This window comes from Rhizobium ruizarguesonis (assembly GCF_012349115.1).
Taxonomy (GTDB): domain Bacteria; phylum Pseudomonadota; class Alphaproteobacteria; order Rhizobiales; family Rhizobiaceae; genus Rhizobium; species Rhizobium ruizarguesonis.
In genome coordinates, this window is record NZ_PQIG01000096.1 from 15,213 (window position 1) to 30,899 (window position 15,687).

The 15,687-nt window shown below is 58.2% G+C and carries 24 protein-coding genes and 1 pseudogene; 17 read left to right on the forward strand and 8 right to left on the reverse strand.

All coding sequences use genetic code 11. The features are described 5' to 3' along the window. Nucleotides 1-2: 2 nt before the first annotated feature. Entirely contained in the window at nucleotides 3-578 is a 576-nt protein-coding gene (locus tag C3Y91_RS24950; RefSeq protein WP_168575958.1) for a HutD/Ves family protein, read from the forward strand. A gap of 175 nt (nucleotides 579-753) precedes the next feature. Beyond that, nucleotides 754-1,383, forward strand: a complete 630-nt coding sequence (locus C3Y91_RS24955) for a J domain-containing protein (RefSeq protein ID WP_024319880.1) — start codon at nucleotides 754-756, stop codon at nucleotides 1,381-1,383. Between the two features lie 28 nt (nucleotides 1,384-1,411). Here the strand turns inward: C3Y91_RS24955 and C3Y91_RS24960 are convergent, their stop codons facing one another. Continuing rightward, nucleotides 1,412-2,113 (reverse strand): DUF899 family protein, encoded by a 702-nt coding sequence (locus C3Y91_RS24960; protein ID WP_168575959.1) that lies wholly within the window; start codon nucleotides 2,111-2,113, stop codon nucleotides 1,412-1,414. A 446-nt stretch (nucleotides 2,114-2,559) separates the two neighbouring features. On the opposite strand from C3Y91_RS24960, the gene C3Y91_RS24965 reads away from it, so the two are divergent. From C3Y91_RS24965 to C3Y91_RS24975, 4 genes are all read left to right on the forward strand, one after another. Next, entirely contained in the window at nucleotides 2,560-2,985 is a 426-nt protein-coding gene (locus C3Y91_RS24965; protein WP_168575982.1) for a hypothetical protein, read from the forward strand. Further along, nucleotides 2,985-3,257, forward strand: coding sequence for a hypothetical protein (locus tag C3Y91_RS38125; protein WP_130674103.1), 273 nt, complete (start codon nucleotides 2,985-2,987; stop codon nucleotides 3,255-3,257). The genes C3Y91_RS24965 and C3Y91_RS38125 overlap by 1 nt, the downstream gene beginning before the upstream one ends. Before the next feature lie 164 nt (nucleotides 3,258-3,421). Next, nucleotides 3,422-3,712, forward strand: coding sequence for a CopG family transcriptional regulator (locus C3Y91_RS24970; RefSeq protein ID WP_075225169.1), 291 nt, complete (start codon nucleotides 3,422-3,424; stop codon nucleotides 3,710-3,712). A gap of 49 nt (nucleotides 3,713-3,761) precedes the next feature. Beyond that, nucleotides 3,762-4,064 (forward strand): hypothetical protein, encoded by a 303-nt coding sequence (locus C3Y91_RS24975; RefSeq protein WP_168575960.1) that lies wholly within the window; start codon nucleotides 3,762-3,764, stop codon nucleotides 4,062-4,064. Between the two features lie 13 nt (nucleotides 4,065-4,077). On the opposite strand, the gene ligD is transcribed toward C3Y91_RS24975, so the two are convergent. Beyond that, complete coding sequence (gene ligD, locus C3Y91_RS24980) at nucleotides 4,078-5,124, reverse strand: non-homologous end-joining DNA ligase (protein ID WP_168575961.1); 1,047 nt, start codon at nucleotides 5,122-5,124, stop codon at nucleotides 4,078-4,080. A 133-nt stretch (nucleotides 5,125-5,257) separates the two neighbouring features. Here ligD and C3Y91_RS38130 point away from each other — a divergent pair, with 133 nt between their 5' ends. From C3Y91_RS38130 to C3Y91_RS25000, 4 genes are all read left to right on the forward strand, one after another. Beyond that, the gene (locus C3Y91_RS38130) at nucleotides 5,258-5,458 is read left to right on the forward strand and encodes a hypothetical protein (protein WP_168575962.1); all 201 of its coding nucleotides are present in this window, start codon (nucleotides 5,258-5,260) and stop codon (nucleotides 5,456-5,458) included. 80 nt (nucleotides 5,459-5,538) lie between these two features. Next, nucleotides 5,539-5,853, forward strand: a complete 315-nt coding sequence (locus C3Y91_RS24990) for a hypothetical protein (protein WP_018069831.1) — start codon at nucleotides 5,539-5,541, stop codon at nucleotides 5,851-5,853. Next, nucleotides 5,850-6,104 (forward strand): hypothetical protein, encoded by a 255-nt coding sequence (locus C3Y91_RS24995; RefSeq protein ID WP_168575963.1) that lies wholly within the window; start codon nucleotides 5,850-5,852, stop codon nucleotides 6,102-6,104. The genes C3Y91_RS24990 and C3Y91_RS24995 overlap by 4 nt, the downstream gene beginning before the upstream one ends. Nucleotides 6,105-6,129: 25 nt before the next feature. Next, nucleotides 6,130-6,342, forward strand: a complete 213-nt coding sequence (locus tag C3Y91_RS25000) for a hypothetical protein (protein ID WP_245278410.1) — start codon at nucleotides 6,130-6,132, stop codon at nucleotides 6,340-6,342. A gap of 37 nt (nucleotides 6,343-6,379) precedes the next feature. Here the strand turns inward: C3Y91_RS25000 and C3Y91_RS25005 are convergent, their stop codons facing one another. After that, nucleotides 6,380-6,640 carry a DUF982 domain-containing protein gene (locus C3Y91_RS25005; protein WP_018069830.1) on the reverse strand — a complete coding sequence of 87 codons (261 nt, stop codon included), beginning with the start codon at nucleotides 6,638-6,640 and terminating at the stop codon, nucleotides 6,380-6,382. Between the two features lie 281 nt (nucleotides 6,641-6,921). Here C3Y91_RS25005 and C3Y91_RS25010 point away from each other — a divergent pair, with 281 nt between their 5' ends. After that, nucleotides 6,922-7,134 (forward strand): hypothetical protein, encoded by a 213-nt coding sequence (locus C3Y91_RS25010; RefSeq protein ID WP_168575964.1) that lies wholly within the window; start codon nucleotides 6,922-6,924, stop codon nucleotides 7,132-7,134. A 123-nt stretch (nucleotides 7,135-7,257) separates the two neighbouring features. Here C3Y91_RS25010 and C3Y91_RS25015 read toward each other — a convergent pair whose 3' ends face one another. After that, complete coding sequence (locus tag C3Y91_RS25015; protein ID WP_164592018.1) at nucleotides 7,258-8,007, reverse strand: sulfite exporter TauE/SafE family protein; 750 nt, start codon at nucleotides 8,005-8,007, stop codon at nucleotides 7,258-7,260. Between the two features lie 484 nt (nucleotides 8,008-8,491). Between C3Y91_RS25015 and C3Y91_RS25020 the strand changes: the two genes are divergently transcribed. The 4 genes from C3Y91_RS25020 to C3Y91_RS25035 all read left to right on the forward strand — a co-directional run bounded on the left by C3Y91_RS25020 (nucleotide 8,492) and on the right by C3Y91_RS25035 (nucleotide 10,932). Next, complete coding sequence (locus C3Y91_RS25020; RefSeq protein ID WP_130703368.1) at nucleotides 8,492-8,836, forward strand: ArsR/SmtB family transcription factor; 345 nt, start codon at nucleotides 8,492-8,494, stop codon at nucleotides 8,834-8,836. Then, nucleotides 8,817-9,302 (forward strand): SRPBCC family protein, encoded by a 486-nt coding sequence (locus C3Y91_RS25025; protein WP_130687960.1) that lies wholly within the window; start codon nucleotides 8,817-8,819, stop codon nucleotides 9,300-9,302. The genes C3Y91_RS25020 and C3Y91_RS25025 overlap by 20 nt, the downstream gene beginning before the upstream one ends. Beyond that, nucleotides 9,295-9,915, forward strand: a complete 621-nt coding sequence (locus C3Y91_RS25030; RefSeq protein WP_174827124.1) for a glutathione S-transferase family protein — start codon at nucleotides 9,295-9,297, stop codon at nucleotides 9,913-9,915. The genes C3Y91_RS25025 and C3Y91_RS25030 overlap by 8 nt, the downstream gene beginning before the upstream one ends. Nucleotides 9,916-10,131: 216 nt before the next feature. Next, entirely contained in the window at nucleotides 10,132-10,932 is an 801-nt protein-coding gene (locus C3Y91_RS25035; protein WP_168575966.1) for a type IV toxin-antitoxin system AbiEi family antitoxin domain-containing protein, read from the forward strand. A gap of 274 nt (nucleotides 10,933-11,206) precedes the next feature. On the opposite strand, the gene C3Y91_RS25040 is transcribed toward C3Y91_RS25035, so the two are convergent. Both C3Y91_RS25040 and C3Y91_RS25045 read right to left on the reverse strand, forming a co-directional pair. Further along, a complete protein-coding gene (locus tag C3Y91_RS25040; protein ID WP_168575967.1) occupies nucleotides 11,207-11,869 on the reverse strand; it encodes a DUF1684 domain-containing protein in 663 nt (220 codons plus the stop codon). 495 nt (nucleotides 11,870-12,364) lie between these two features. After that, entirely contained in the window at nucleotides 12,365-13,915 is a 1,551-nt protein-coding gene (locus C3Y91_RS25045; RefSeq protein ID WP_168575968.1) for an aminoacyl--tRNA ligase-related protein, read from the reverse strand. 135 nt (nucleotides 13,916-14,050) lie between these two features. On the opposite strand from C3Y91_RS25045, the gene C3Y91_RS38760 reads away from it, so the two are divergent. Beyond that, nucleotides 14,051-14,305, forward strand: a complete 255-nt coding sequence (locus C3Y91_RS38760; protein ID WP_168575969.1) for a phosphatase PAP2 family protein — start codon at nucleotides 14,051-14,053, stop codon at nucleotides 14,303-14,305. Nucleotides 14,306-14,331: 26 nt separating this feature from the next. Here C3Y91_RS38760 and C3Y91_RS25055 read toward each other — a convergent pair. Then, a pseudogene (locus C3Y91_RS25055) lies at nucleotides 14,332-14,424 on the reverse strand (IS5/IS1182 family transposase); the annotation flags it as partial. Between the two features lie 175 nt (nucleotides 14,425-14,599). Between C3Y91_RS25055 and C3Y91_RS25060 the strand changes: the two are divergent. Then, nucleotides 14,600-14,989 carry a thermonuclease family protein gene (locus C3Y91_RS25060; protein ID WP_168575983.1) on the forward strand — a complete coding sequence of 130 codons (390 nt, stop codon included), beginning with the start codon at nucleotides 14,600-14,602 and terminating at the stop codon, nucleotides 14,987-14,989. Nucleotides 14,990-15,051: 62 nt separating this feature from the next. Here the strand turns inward: C3Y91_RS25060 and C3Y91_RS25065 are convergent, their stop codons facing one another. After that, the gene (locus C3Y91_RS25065; RefSeq protein ID WP_168575970.1) at nucleotides 15,052-15,477 is read right to left on the reverse strand and encodes a GNAT family N-acetyltransferase; all 426 of its coding nucleotides are present in this window, start codon (nucleotides 15,475-15,477) and stop codon (nucleotides 15,052-15,054) included. Nucleotides 15,478-15,687: the final 210 nt, after the last annotated feature.

Sequence of the window (15,687 nt, forward strand, 5' to 3'; positions counted from 1 at the left end):
TCATGAGGATCCTGCGCGCCGGCGATCACAAACGCATGCCCTGGAAAAACGGCAAGGGAGAGACGGTGGAGATCGCCGTCTTTCCACCGGACGCGTCGATCAACGACTTCGACTGGCGCATCAGCATGGCAACAGTCGCAGAAGACGGGCCATTTTCGATCTTTCCCGGCATCGACCGGACGCTGGCGATCCTTGATGGCAACGGCATGGTGCTCGATGTCGCAGGCAGCTCGCCGGTGCTGCTGACAACGGCAAGCAATCCGCTGGCCTTCCCGGCGGATATCCCGGTCGCCGCCAGGCTCGAGGACGGAGCAATCACCGATCTCAACGTCATGACGCGCCGCAACGGGCTTACCCATACGCTGATCCGGATCGACCTCGATGGCAGCAAGACCGTGCCGCTGCCGCCCTCGACATGCCTGTTGCTGTGCCATCGCGGCGCACTGTCATTCCGGCGAAACGGCGAGACCGGCGCGCTTGCGGCCGGCGATGCGCTGCTGATCGACGACGCGGCCGCAACCATGCTTAAAATCGATGGCGAAGCCAGATGTTATCTCGCTTCGATCACCACAGGCTGATCTTCGAACAACGAATTGAAAACATTAAACAATCGAGGTTTTGGCGAAGTATCCGCACCAATCATCGTCCTCTCGGGCCATGGACGTCATTCCTCGTTTCGGTCTAAACTTCGCCCTTCTGATGCAGAAGAAGACCTAGACTGCCCGCAACGTGCCGGGGAGCAAGGGAGCAGGCGTGACGGATCCATACGATATTCTCGGCGTTGAACGCGATGCGGACGAGGCGCAGCTGAAGGCCGCCTATCGGCGCCTGGCGAAGGTTGCCCACCCCGATTCGGGTGGTGATTCGGACGCCTTTGCCCATTTGCAGAAAGCCTATGGGCTGCTTCTCGATCCGGTCCGTCGCAAGGTCTACGACGATACCGGCTATGACGTCGAATTCGCCGATGCGGCCGAATTGCAGGCGCTGGTGATGATCGAGAAGCTCGTCACCGACGCAGTGCTCGACGAGCGCGCACCCGGAAGTTTCGATCCCGTCGCCGTCATGCAGGACAGCCTTTCGGAAGAACTGCGCAAGGCGCGTTTCAGCAAGAGCGAGCTGGAGCGCCACGCCTCGCGAATCGGCCTGCATCTGGAACGGCTCGAAAAACAGTCCGGCCGCGATGTGCTCGCCCACATGTTCCGCGCCCGCATCGAAGCGATCTCCAAGGCGGTCGCGGAAACCGAGGCGAAGATCAAGGCGACGGAACGCGCCGCCGACATGATCAGCGGCTATGTCTACGACATCGATCCGCCGCCGCTGCCGGATGCCGCGGTCACCAGCATCGAATGGGTCGAGGCCTCAAGAAACCGTTCCACCGGCTGACGGCGGACGACGGACGACGCGGCTGATCTTAATAAGACAGCTTCGGATACCAGTCCGCCGGCCGGCCTTCGGGCGTCGAATCGATGACGGTCCAGAGCGGCATCAGGTCGGGCGCGCCGCGCGGATCCTCACCGGGATCGGCCGTCACCCCGCCCATCTCCTGGCTCCAGAAATGGCGGATGGTGCCGTCGCGCCGCGTGAACACGTTGAAGGCGGCGTCATCGCCGTCATCTCCGCCGATCGCGTGATAGTCGCGGCTGTAATCGTCCGTCATGTCGGAATAAAGCGGCAGGTGATGCCAGCCACGCTCGTTCTTGAAGGCGAGCAGCCGTTCGATCGGCGAGCGGGCGACGACCGCAAGGGCTGCGCGCTGCTGGATGTCAGGCACTTCGCCGTCCCAGGCCGAAAGCAGCGAGGTGCACATCGGGCACGGGCGCTCGCGTTGCGGGCCGAACATGTAGCTGTAGACGATCAGCGTGTCCTTGTCGGCGAAGAGCTCGGCAAAGGAGATCGGCCCGTCGCTGCCTTCGAAGCGGTAGTCTTTCGTCACCTCGCCGCCCGGCGGCAGCGCCCGGCGCTGTCTTGCCACGCGCTCGATGTGGCGGCGCAATTCGATCTCTTCGGCCAGCAGCGCGTCGCGGGCGCTGCGATACGCCTCGCTCTCATTGGGAAACCGGACGCCGTTCTTGGCCGCAAGGACGGCGGCAGGGACCAGATGCTGATTATCCATGACAATAGCTCCTTCTGTTGCCTGAGGACGTGCTGACGCGGTGCCAGCACATCATTACAAGGACGATCGGCTGATGCGAAAATCGACAGAGCCGACGGAAAATTTTGCCCCGCGCTTTGGCCGGCTCGGTGCCCGGATCGCCAAAGCCAAGCAGATCAAGATCGCGCGGCCGAAATGCGGACCATCGAACAAGCTCATGATCAGCATCGCGCCCTTCCGAGAGGACGCCACCGACCCGATCGTACATGTCCCACGAGCGGATCTCCAGGTTTGCTTCGTCGGGCGGCGCTGCGCTTGCGCAAACAGTAAGACAGGCTGGGCAGTACGCCAATGGCAGCCTTCACCCTACATCCTAAAGCTGCGTTAACGATAGATTAATATGCAATTTGACGTGGAACCGAATTCTGCGATGTTAGCAGCGGGCAACTGAGGGGTTATCCGTGAAAATGTATCTGTTAGCTCGACGTCTCGGCGTCGTGGCGATGTCGCTCGCCTTGGCGAGCTGCACAACGACGCCGGTTGAATTCAACAACAAGCCGTCGGCCGTGAGCAAGGCCGCGCTTTGCAAGACGGCACTGGAAACGCAAGATCCAGCGTTTCAATTCCAGCTCGTGGCGGAAGTGAACCGACGCGGGATGAGCATGTTGGAATGTGAGCAGATGGTCGCCCAGCAACGGCAGGCCGCCGCGGTTCTCGTGGGGCTTGCATTGGTCGGGACGGCGGCGGCAGTATGCGCCAATGGCAACTGCGGCGGCGGTGCATATACTCCACCGCGGCGCTATCCGGGCAACTGCCAGTACGATTGGCAGTATGACGCCGCGGGCAATAGGTGCGGCGGCAGAAGCGCAATGTCTCGTCCGGGAGGCTGGTAGTGCGGAGAGTGATGGCAATACTGTTTGCGAGCGCTCTGCTGGTGTCAAGCCTCGCGGGCCCCGGCTTCGCCCAGAGCTTCGGCGGGAATTCCTGCGTCGATAACTGCGAGGGTCACAGGGCCGGCTATGAATGGGCGGAGGAGAACGGCATTCAAAGCGAGGACGATTGTTCGGGCAATTCGTCGTCTTTTGAGGAGGGATGCCGGACTTATGTCGAAGACTCCGACCACGGGGCGGAGTACGACGATGAGGGGAATGAGATTGACGAGTAGCACCTGATGACCCGCTTCATTTGCAAAATTCCGGCAGCTTTTCTCCTCGGCGGCTGCGCCTCTGGACGGCCGGCAGCTTGGATGGACCGTCCGTTCGACCGGCAAATCGTGGTGGGGCATCGATTTCGCTGCGCCATGCCTAATGACCGCGCGCAGGTGAACCCATGACATCCCCCGATACCGCCACCCTCCTCGAAGACGCCGCCGATCGGATCGCAGATATCTCACGCGCCGATCTGCAGATCATGCTTCGCCGGGCAGCACTGCGGCTGCGTAATTCCGGCGCTGTGTCGATGGAGGATGATGTTGAGGAAGCCCTGCGCGACCTAGCCGGCGAGTTTGGCATGACGCGTAACGACACGATCAGGTTCATCGTGCGGGAGTGGATGGAGAAGAACACGTATCTGCCGGTGCATGAACTCGACGAAGACGGCGATGTTGATGGCACGGCTTGATCTCTTGGCGCAAACGCTACTAGGCTTCGGTCGTTAGGGAGAAGTCGTATTGGGTGCTCAAGAGCAGGCTCCGCTGTGGGTGTGGTTCGTGTTCTGCGCGTCAGGTGCCATTTTCGCCTACAACTGGTACGTCCGGTCAATCATCTTCTATTATAACAATGGCTTCGACTTCAGCGAAGATTTCGGCCCAAAAATTTCCGAATTCGAAGATGATGATCGCTTCACGGCGAGGCCGAGAGAGAAACTCCTGATCGTTTGGCCTCCTTTCGTGGTGGTTAGCTCTGCCATCTTTATCCCAATTACTCTAGTTTTGACGGGGATCCTCAAGCCTTGTTACAATTGCGGGCCGTAGCGGCGCTGGTGGATTATTCTATCTCATAAACCGCCGCCTCATCCTGGACCTCCCGCAGCCCCTTAAAGGCCGCATGCCGCAGCTTCCCGTCATCCGTCCAAGCCCGGTATTCGATCTCGGCGATGAGCTTTGGCGTCACGAAAATTGCTTCTTTGCGATCGACGGACGCGGCCGGCGTGGATGTGATGAGGCCATCGAGCATCTCACGAAGCTCATAAGCGTTACGCTGGTTGAAGCCTGTCCCTACCCCGCCAACGTAGACCAGCTTCTTGCCCTTGCGCGCGGCAAGCAGAAGCCGACCGATCCCGGCACGCGCGACCGTGGATCGTTCAAAACCGACGATCACAAAGCTGTCGCTCTGCACGCACTTGATTTTCAACCAGTCGCCGAGCCGGCCGGAACGATAGGGCGAGTCACGGCGCTTTGCGATGATGCCCTCAAGCCCATGCTGGCAGGCGCTCGCCAGCAACTGATCACCGTCTGCCTCGATCTCCTCGGAAAGCCGGATATCGCCCTGCCCTTCGGCCGGCACCAGATCCTCGAGCAGATGCCGGCGCATGCCGAGTTCCGAATTCCTCAGATCATGACCATCGAAATAGAGCAGATCGAAGGTCATGAAGAGCGCCGTGCTTGACCTCTCCTTGCCGCCGCGAGCGCCCAGCGATTGTTGCAGCAGGCCGAAATCCGGCCGACCCTGATCGTCGAGAACCACCGCCTCGCCATCAAGGATCGCCGTGGCGATGGGGAGTTCTTTCGCCGCCCGTTCGATGGCAGGAAACCGGGACGTCCAATCGTGGCCTCCCCGCGTCAGGATTCGCACGCCTGTAGGCTCGATATGAACCGCCAGGCGATAGCCATCCCATTTGATCTCGAAAACCCAATCGTCGCCCTTCGGCGGCCTGGCCTTCAGCAGCGCAAGGCACGGCTCGATGCGCGCGGGCATAGGGTCCAAGGGGAGATTCGGCTGCGCAGGATCTCGACGACGGCGCGGCCGGCCGCGGAGCGGCGCATCGGCTTCACCGAGCAACGGCTTGGAAGGCTTGCGAGGCGGTTTTGTCATCGCGCGATGACATCAGCAGCGCCTAAAAAAGCAATTGACCCAGATTGATTATTGACTCGCATCCAGATGCGAACATAATAAGAACATCGGCGCCGCGGCCGCCATTCTGAAAATCGAAATACGGAGCACGGATATGCGAGAGCAGCCGATCGGCGAAGCCGTGGAAGACGATGAGCGTGCAAAGGTGATTGCCTACCACAGAGGCGATACGCACGTAGCTATAGACACTCTGCTGGAAGATATCCGTCACCTTCGCCGGCAGTTGGCATTGACAGAAGGCGCCATGAGCCGAGGCATGGCCCGCGGTTGGCGACCGAGCTACCATCGAGACTGATATGCCCAAGATAAATCATGAGAGAAAGCGGCTGGGATGGCCGGTCTGCAACGTTGAACTAGAGACCAGGTCCGAAGCCTATGCTTGACCGTTCCCAACCAAAATCCGTGTCGTTCGAAACTGCTCTGAGGGACTGGTGGTCGTCGCAACCGCAGTCTTTCCGCGAGAGCACCAGCCTGTCGGTTGCCCGCGCATGTTTTCGCGGCGGATACTCGGCAGGCAAACACACCCTTGAACGGCGCTTCGTATTCAAAGCCGGACGGATGCGCATCACAGTTTGGGCAACAGGCATCACGGACGCCAAGGAGAAAGCCGAAGCTGAGGCTGATTTCCGCGCGGCCCAGAAGGGGTGGCCGGTCCCGAAAGCGGGCTGGCAACTCCAGGAGGAAAGATGAGCGACACCGACAGACGGCCGCTGACGGAAGCGCCGCAAATGCATGTCCACTATTGCGAAGAAAAGGGATGCAAGGAGTGGGGCGGCTGGGGCAACAGCCCCTCCCCGGCTGTGGCGACCCGCTGGTGGTGCTTCGAGCATTTCCCACACAAGTCATATGAGCAGGAACAGGCACTCAGGCGGAAGCTAGAGGCGGCCGAGCGTGGAGATATTGTTCAATCATTGCTGGGCGGATCATCTGCGCATCTTTGACCGTCGGCGACGGCGACACGGTAAAATGCGACGGGCAGAACATACGGTTGCTGGGGAAGGTGCTTCCTTCGTCGCTGGCATCGACACGCCGCAGACGCACGCGAAGTGGATGAAGGAACGGAAGCTGGCACTTGTCGCCAAAGAGAGGCTAGAAGAACTGCTGGCCGAGCGCGGCCTGAAGGTGATGTTCAGCGGCATGGACCTGCGCATGCAGTGGAACGAGAGGGCTGTGTCATGAAGGCGCCCGTGGACTCAATTCACCGTCGGCCGCGAACTCAGTGAACGGTGATCACCGGAATGCCAGCTTCATCGGCGGCACGAATAAGCGCTGCTCGCGCGTCCTGAGCCGGAATTTCCCCATGAATTGCATTCCGGCACGCCCTAATCGCGATGAGATATTCTTCTCCATCGTCGATCGGCCAGCTAACCGTCAGCATTTCGGCAGCCTGGAAAAGGGTCGCGACAAGCTTGTATTTTTCCGACCCGCTTATAACCAGCATCAGAGGGGTAAACTCTGCGGATGTGTGCCATTTCATGACTTTAGGTCTCCCACGGTAAATATATTAGTAACCGTGCAAGAACTGTTCCGTGATCTTCGCCAGCATCCCGAAGCTCGTTTTGCAGGCCGCATCATGAAAAGGAGAACATTTCTTAAAGGCGCTTCAGTCGCCTCAGCATCGCCGGCGTCAGCAGGGGCACCTGTTGGTAGGGTCGGCGGCGAGCAGTTCGCTGCTCGAGAAAAGCATCTCGTTCACGGCGCCACCTCTTGAATAAACGGAAGGACACGCGAGTTTTCCCGGCTAGCGAGGAGGAAATCATGTCCGTACCCAACGAGCCTATCGTTCCGCCGCCAGCGCCGCCGATCGGCAATCCCGAACCTGAGCGAGATCCTGGGGAGACTCCGCCGCCGGACGGCCCCGAGCCAGACGACGGCAACGATCCGATGACGCAAGCTCACGCACAGGAGGCCCAACGAAGCCCGACTTGGGCACTGCTCTGCCGCGGCGTTCAGGTGCATGCTGCTGACTAAGATCATGCGACGTTCTTTCTGATGGGAGTGAGCTCCCCGTCCTTGGGCAGAGCATCTTGGAGGACTTCGGCTCCTTCAATTGCAAGTTATTGACTGAGAGCCTGAGGGGTACGGGACCTTCGCTCAAAGGTAAGCTCGCGAAAAGAACACCGCGGTCGTTAAAAAGGCGACCGCGAGGGTTAGCACCCGAATGACCGATGATGGCAGCCTTCGTCCGATATGTGCTCCGATCCACCCGCCGATAACGGCTCCAATCGTCATGGGAATGCACTCCTGCCATACGATTGCCCCGGCAAGTACGAAGACGACGACGGCGACCGCGTTAGCCGCAGTGACCATCACCATTCTTGTCGGATTCAGGCTCTTGATGTCCCCGCCCCCGAGCGCGCTCCATGCCGCAAGCATCATGAGACCCACCGCGCCGCCAAAATAGCCGCCATAAAGACCGAGAAAGAACTGAACCGTTGCGAACGCGAGAACACTCGAACGTGCCTGCGTCTGCAACTGGGCGCTAAGCCTCGGACCTGCAGCCAGCATCAATGTCGCCACCAGCAAAAGCCATGGCAGGATACCATCGAAAATCCTCGATGGGGTTAGCAGCAACAGAATGCTTCCGGCTACACCACCCATCACCGTCACGATGGCAATGGGCATGACATTGACGCCGCACACACTCTTAACCCCGTCACGATAGACCCACGAGCTCGCCATGCCGCCGGGAAACAAGGCTAAGGTGCTTGTCGCGTTTGCGGCTACCGACGGCACTCCGACCGATATCAGCGCAGGCAGGGATACGAACGACCCGCCGCCCGCCAACGCATTCATGCTGCCTGCTAACAGGCCAGCAAGGAAAAGAAGCATGATGTCGTACATGTTCAGGTCGCCTTAGCACCCAGGCCAGATTCCGGCCGAGCCCCTTGTCCAATACCGCCGTCAAATCGCCGCATGCCGTTGTGCGTCCAGAAGAGTCCGCCCTAGGACTGCCATTCGCCGTAGTCAAGGAAACGCAATTGAGAGCCATTCATCCGATCACCATGAGGGTATCCTTGAGGAAGAGATGTACGTCATCGCTTTACACCGCCCCTCACCTGACCAGGCCGCGTGGCACTCAGAGAACGAATTACTCAGTGGCTTAGAGCCAACGACGGAGCGTTGACCCTCGTGGCCATCAGACCTGAAAATGTCCGGATGAGGTGATCGTGTATGTAACGCTGGCCTCGCCCCTCTGCGTAGAACAACATCGCCCGTTCGCACAAGACATCGGCAGCGCTTTCATCGAAGGGGATTCGTAAAAACTGCCTTTGACATCTCGCAACGATCAATATATCTATGCGGCTATATAGCTGAATGGTGATATATGGATAGCAGCCTCGATTCGATTTTCTCCGCACTCTCAGACCCAACAAGGAGAGCAATCCTTCAGCGGCTTGCTCACGGCAAGGCGACCGTGGCCGAACTCGCAGATCCCTTCGAATTGTCCCAGCCTGCCATTTCAAAGCATCTCAAGGTCCTGGAACAGGCCGGATTGATCCGCTCCGGCCGTGAAGCGACTTCGCGTCCCCGCGAACTTCAGCCGGACGCGTTGAAGAAAATCTCCGATTGGATTGGCGATTACAGACGCTTCTGGGATCAGAGCTTCGATCGTCTCGATGGCTATTTGTCCAAGGTACAAGGATACGAAGATGACAAATCCGAAGACTGATACTGACAGTGCCCGCGATCTGGTTTTTGTACGAAGGTTCAATGCCCCATGCGATCTCGTTTTCAGGGCATGGACCGACCCGAAAGCGCTAGCCCAATGGAGCGGTCCTCACGGTTTCAAGGCAGTGGGCGACCAGCTCGAAGTCTGGCCCGGCGGCAGGCACCGCGCCTGTCTGATAGCGCCAGATGGAGAGGAGCACTGGGTTGGCGGAAAATACCTTGAGGTCGAGCCTCCGCACAGGCTTGTCTTCACACATGCCTGGGAGATCGGAACCGGCGAAACGAGCCCGGAAACCGTCGTCACCATCACGTTAAAGGAAAGCGACGGAGGAACGGAAATGACGTTTCGGCAAAGTGGATTTGAAAGCGCATCATCACTTAAGGGTCATGAAGGTGGTTGGTCGCAAAGCTTCGAGCGACTGGGCGTTTTTCTGGGGGCTCAATCCGAAAGGTCGGATCATGAGTAAGGCGGCGATGAAGCTTTACTATTGCGAGACGCTCAATCCTCGCAAGGCCTGCGCCGCTGCCCGTTTTCTTAAAGCCGACGTCGAGTTCATAAGGATTGACCTCGCAAGCGGGGAGCAGCGTACGGCGGAATTCCTGGCTCTCAACCCGAACGGGAAGGTCCCTGTGCTACAGGATGACGCCGGAACTTTGTGGGAAGCGAATGCCATCATGTGTCGGCTATCTGACAGTGTTGCCTCGGATTTCTGGCCGCACGACCACAGGCAGATCGACGTCCTCCGGTGGCTGAGCTGGGACGCCAGTCATTTCACCCGGCACGGTGCAACGCTGTGGTTTGAAACCTTGATCAAACCGTTGTTCGGCGGGGAGCCTGACGTCGCCGCGATCGAAGATGCGAAGACGAGTTTTCGACTCCATGCTCGCGTGCTCGACGACCATTTGGCCGCGAACAGCGTCGCGGTGGGGAAGACACTGACTGTTGCAGATTTCGCATTGGCCGCTGCCCTTCCTTATGCGAGTTCCGCTGAGATTCCACTTGCCGAGTTTCGCCATATCGAGGCGTGGTACGAACGGCTTGAGCAACTCGATGCGTGGCGAAACCCTTTCCCGGCCTAACGAGGTACGGCCGTCTCCGCTTGGTTTGCGCGGCCGGACTATGTTCTCGGCGTTTATCCGGTTGTTGGCCGGCAGTTCCGCCCGTGGCGCCCCCACCCTTCGCCTTGTCGTCATCATTTGCGCAGGTGGTGGCAGCTATTTTTGCTAAGCATGGCTACGCTTTTCACAAATAATTCAAACCTTGTGTCGGTTTGAGGCTATGCTATTTTACTAAGTATGGCTGAGCAAAAAGTCGGAAAGCTAAACCAACTCGAACGGACCCTCCCAGAGGGCCTGCTGGCCGATGCGGCTTGGATGGAGCGGCATGGCTATTCTACGAGCCTGCGCAGCCAGTACGTATCCGCCGGATGGCTGGTTCAGCCCGTGAGGGGAACATATAAGCGCCCACTCGGCGAACTCGACTGGCAGAAAACCGTCGTTTCTCTCCAGAGGCTTATGGGACACGCCCTTACGGTCGGCGGGCGTACCGCGCTGGACCTTCAGGGTTTCAGCCATTATTTGTCCCCGACTGGCCCGTCAACGATCCACCTATATGGAAGGGAATCGCCTCCGGGCTGGCTCTCCAAACTTCCATTGAAAGAGTCCTTCCGATTTCACAGGTCGCAGGTGCTGTTCACAACTCTTGCGGCCGAGAAGGACGGGTTGCAGGCCGGCACGCTGCGGGAATTGCCCGGGCCATCGGATTGGCCGCTTGTGGCTTCGACGCCGGAGCGTGCGTTACTCGAAATCCTCGGCGAGCTACCCGGTCACGAGAGCTTTCACCTCGTCGACATGATGGTCCAAAGTCTGAATACCTTAAGCCCGCGGCGTCTGCAGACGCTGCTTGCGGATTGCCGGAACGTAAAGGTCAAGCGGCTGTTCTTCTTCTTTGCCGATCGCCATGCGCCGCCCTGGCTGAGGCAGATAAACCGCGAGGAGATCAGCCTTGGCAGCGGCAAGCGTATGCTCGTCAAAGGCGGGAAGCTGGACCCGAAATACCTCATAACCGTGCCGGAGGACCTTGGTGCCCCTGAATGATCGCTACGTCGAAGGGACCGGAGGCATGGGTATTTCAGCTCCATTAAATTTGTCCGTCATCAAAACGACGGCATTTCGCACTTCCGAGCTTTTGCGATTCAGACAACTGACTGTTGTTTCGAGTTTTGTCACGGCAGCACGGCTCACCAGAGGGCGTAGGCAAATTGCGCTTCAACAAAAACGATGATGTTCAGCGACGTTGAGCGATATGACCAGCGCTCCTCGCGACCTTTGAATGGCCGACTACGAAGATCCAGGCTTCTGTCCCCGGCACCTATCGTTTTGAGATAGGAAGCCGTTCCCCGGCTCTTACCGCGCCTTTCAGTCGATTGTCAGATGGCGCTAATGGGCAGACATAGCGGGGCGAATAGGCGCACGAAGGAAAATAGGAGAAGTTGAAATCCAGCACTAGTGTGCTGTCTGGCCTGACAATCCCGAGATCTGCTCCCTTGATGGTGTCGAGGAGATATCGACCACCGCCATACGTCTCGGTCCCGGAGGTCGCGTCGGCAAACGGCAGGAACACGCCACCGCCGTACCCCTCAATCCAGTAAAGGGTCAATTCGCCACCCAATCTGGCCTCCAGCCCGCTTGTACGGCCGAACGCATGCATCGACAGGTCGCCATCCACCCCTGTTGCGACGGTTATCTGTTCCAACGTTACTGGGGCAAGCTGTACCGTCATGCGCAACGAGGGATCGTAAGGAAAGGTCGTCGGTCCTTTGAACGTCGTGCGGTCCGCCGGTTCAATTGGCGACTGAGGATGGTCGCGAAACATGGTCGAACGCGTATCGCACCAAAGCCGCCAGGCAGCAGCCGCATCTGGGCTGAAACGTATCTCGTAATAGAGATTTGCGATCTTCTCGCGCCACTCCCACAGCTGGATAGTTTCGTTCAAATCAGAACCTCCCATGTCGGAGATCATGTCCTCGTTCATCGAACGCTCGCCCAACCATCTCGTTGAAACTTTACTTGCCAGATTTGCTCTGCCTACATGTCGATTTGCGATGCACATTTGGGTGCCATGTCAACGAGGACTAGACCACAACAAAAAGTCCTCGACCAGCCGCCATCCCGATCCATTCGCTCGCTTCGCTGAACCCCATCCGGTTTTGCCCGCTGCAAGAAATCTATGAATTCAGAGCTACTTGCCGAAGCTCTGTTCTTTTGCCAACGCGGTTCTTCACCGGGATGAACGGTCTCATCTCGGCAAATGCAATCTCCGGAGCGCTTGCAGACTTCCCGACGCGAGCCGGCGCGGTATCCGCGCTGATGGGTGCGATCCAGTGCGGTAGCGGCGTCATCGGATCGGCGATCGCAGGAACTCTTGCCGATGGGACGCCGTGGCCGATGGGCTTTGTCATCACGGTTGCCGGTGTCGGATGCTTCGTGAGCGCCCGGCGGGTCCATCGTAGAGCTGGTTTGGTTGACGCTAATACGCGCGCGCTACAATTATCTCCTCTACCCCTGCCTGTCCGGTGAACAGGCATCGCTTGAACGATGCGGGCTGGTCGAGCGGCGCATTGCGGATTGTGAGTTTCAGCTTTTTCAGGAGATCCACTATCTTTGTGAGGTCGTCGCCCGTAGGTTTGGACCACGAGCAGCGTACCCATCCTTTCGCCTCGCTGGAATCGTCGTCATCGTCGGATGCTTCGCCAAAATAGGATTTAAGTGCCTCGAAGCTGTCGATATCGGTTCGGATATTGGTATGAAGCCGAGCTTTCGCCTCGTCAAAAAGAGCTTGCTGAATATCCACGAGAAGGGACGGCACGGCGGCGATGAACTCGGCCAACGACACGGTTTCGGATGTCATCGCGCCACCGTCGCGGAGCTTGTCACGGCGCATGAAGCTCACGACATGACCAGCGGCGTCCCGCGGCCCGATTTCGCAAATAATCGGGGCACCACGTTTGACCCAGTTCCAACGCTTATCGGCGCTCTTGGTGAGCTTTTTGTCTACAAATGCACGGACGGGCATGCCGAAGCACGTTTCCGACCGAAGGCCCCGCAGAATCTCGTCACAGAACGTGAGAACCGCCGCGTCTTCCGGCTTATCGCGATGGATGGGCACGATGACCACCTGACGGGGCGCAACTGCCGGAGGGCACCGGAGGCCATCATCATCACCATGGGCCATAATGATGCCGCCAATCATCCTCGTCGAGAGCCCCCAACTTGAGGTATGGCAATAGCTGTCGCCGCCATCCTTGTTCTGGAACTTGATGTTCTGCGCGGTGGCGAAATGGGTTCCCAGATAATGGGCGGTGCCAGCTTGAAGCGCCTTGCCATCCTGCATCATCGCTTCGATGGAATAGGTATTATCAGCCCCGGGGAAACGCTCGTGCTCCGGCTTCTCGCCAGCGACCACAGGAATCGCGAGGACGTTTTCGGCAAAGGCGCGATACAGTTCTAGCGCGTCGCGCGTGCTTTCCCGCGCCTCCGCTTCATCGGCATGAGCGGAATGGCCTTCCTGCCAAAGGAACTCGGCCGTCCGAAGGAACAGGCGTGTTCTCATTTCCCAACGGACAACATTTGCCCATTGGTTGATGCGTAGCGGGAGGTCCCGATAGCTCTGAATCCATCTTTGGAAGGAATCCCCAATAATTGTCTCGGATGTCGGCCGAACTATAAGCGGGTCTCCGAGCCTGGCGTCGGGATCAAGCTCTAGCTTGCCATCGATGTTCCTCAGCCTGTGGTGAGTGACCACCGCCATTTCCTTGGCGAACCCTTCAACGTGTTCGGCCTCCTTGGCGATAAAGCTCATGGGAATAAACAGGGGGAAGTAGCAGTTCTCAAATCCAAATGCCTTGATACGGTCATCAAGCTGGCGCTGCAAAAGCTCCCAAATACCGTACCCCCATGGCTTAATGACCATGCAGCCCCGCACTGGGGAAAGTTCGGCCATGTCAGCATCCCGGACGACCGACTGGTACCATTCAGGAAAGTTTTGGGTGCGGGTTACTTTAAGGGCGAACTTCTGCATTCGGTCGAAATCCAAATTAGATTAGTGATGTAAATTTTGGGGACGGAACCGACATCGAATCGTTCACGTCCTTTTGTCTAGCATGTTGGCGAATCCACCCATTGCAGGGTCGTTCAGCTAGCCCGGTCGACGTTCGTGATTTGCCTGCCGCGCATCTATGCTGGGTATCATTATGCGACCGACATCCTGGGTGGCGCTTTTGTAGGCGTGTGCACAGCCCTTCTCGTTGCGCGCCCTCTTCAGAAGCTATCGATGCTGTCTGTGCTAGCGGTTGAGGAGCGCTTTCCAGGTTTGTTCTTCTCTGGTTTCTTTGTCATATCTTGTGAATTCGTGACGCAGTTCGACGAGCTGCGGCTCGTCGGAAGGGCCATTCAACACCTCATCTCGTAATTGCAAGTTCGACTAGCTCGGATAAACGGCACATGCTTCCACTGCAGGCCGTTCCGGATCACATAGACGATGCCGCTCACCACCCGCCGGTCGTCGACCCGCGCTGCCCCATGCGACAGCGGGAAATGCGGCCATAATCGAGATGGCGGCCCACGCGATCGACGATCGAGACCAACGAAGCGCGCTCATAGGAGGCTGTGAGCAGGCAAGAGAATATATAGAAGAGCTGCTTGAAATGATGAGGAGCATTCCGAGGGGCGAGCCAATCATGGCCATGAACGAGTAGATATTGTGATGATTGCTGGACTCATCATCTGCGCATCGCTGAGCGTCGTCGACGGCGAAATGCGATGGGCAGAATATGCGACTGCTGGGGAAGGTGTTCCGTTCGTCTCGGGCATTGATACGCCGGAGATCGGATCGCACGCAAAGTGCATCAGGGAACGGAAGCTAGGACAGATCGCCAAGGGAAGACTGAAAGAGCTTTTGGCTGAAAAGGGGTTGCGGATCGTCGCGAGTGGCTCGGTGGACCGAACGCCTTCACACCGGCCGCTCGTCAACATCTATCGAGCGAATGGGGAAGAGATCGGCATGAAGCTGTTCAAGGAGGGCTTCGCGTGGACCTGGAGCCCAAAGCAGCGAAATGATTGGTGTGATGCGCCCGTCAATCAGCAGATCGAATGATTTTTGTTCGTGGTGGAGGTGTGCCTTGCCGATGTGGTGTGGAAAGCGAATGCGGCGGCACGTCAGAGTTTATAGGAGAACATCACAATCGGCTCGGCTGCGGCGCCCCGACCTTCGTAGAGGGCGCGAGCGGCATTGTTCTCGGTGTCTGTAACGATCCACGCTTGGTCACATTCCAACGTTTTGCCCCACGCCAAGACCTCGTCGAGGAGGCGTCGCGCAACACCACGCCGCTGGAAAGGCGGAGCCACGCCAAGATTGTCGATGTAGACATCCGACGCTCGATCGGGGTGGCTGTGAACGTAGGCCGCGATCTGGCCGATAACCTGCTTTTCGCAAACCGCAATGATCATCAGGTGCCCTGACGACTTCAAATAGGTCGCAAGCCGCTGGGCGTTAATTTCCTGGTCGAAAACCTCTTCCGCAATGTTTTCAAGCAGCCCAACAGTATCTCGCGTGAGCCGACAGGTTGTGATCACTTCCGGCATCGCTCAGTGTATCCAATACAGATGGCAGCAAGAGGTTAGGCAATATCACCTGATCAAGTTAGTTGGCAACGTGCGCCAGGACGTGGAGCCCGAAGAGGCGGAACTAATGGTGCGACTGATTAAAGAAAATCTGTCGGCACGGGAACAATATGCTCCGTTGATCGTAAAACCTTCGGGCCGTGCGGAGATTCGTTACACTTCGCTATGCGA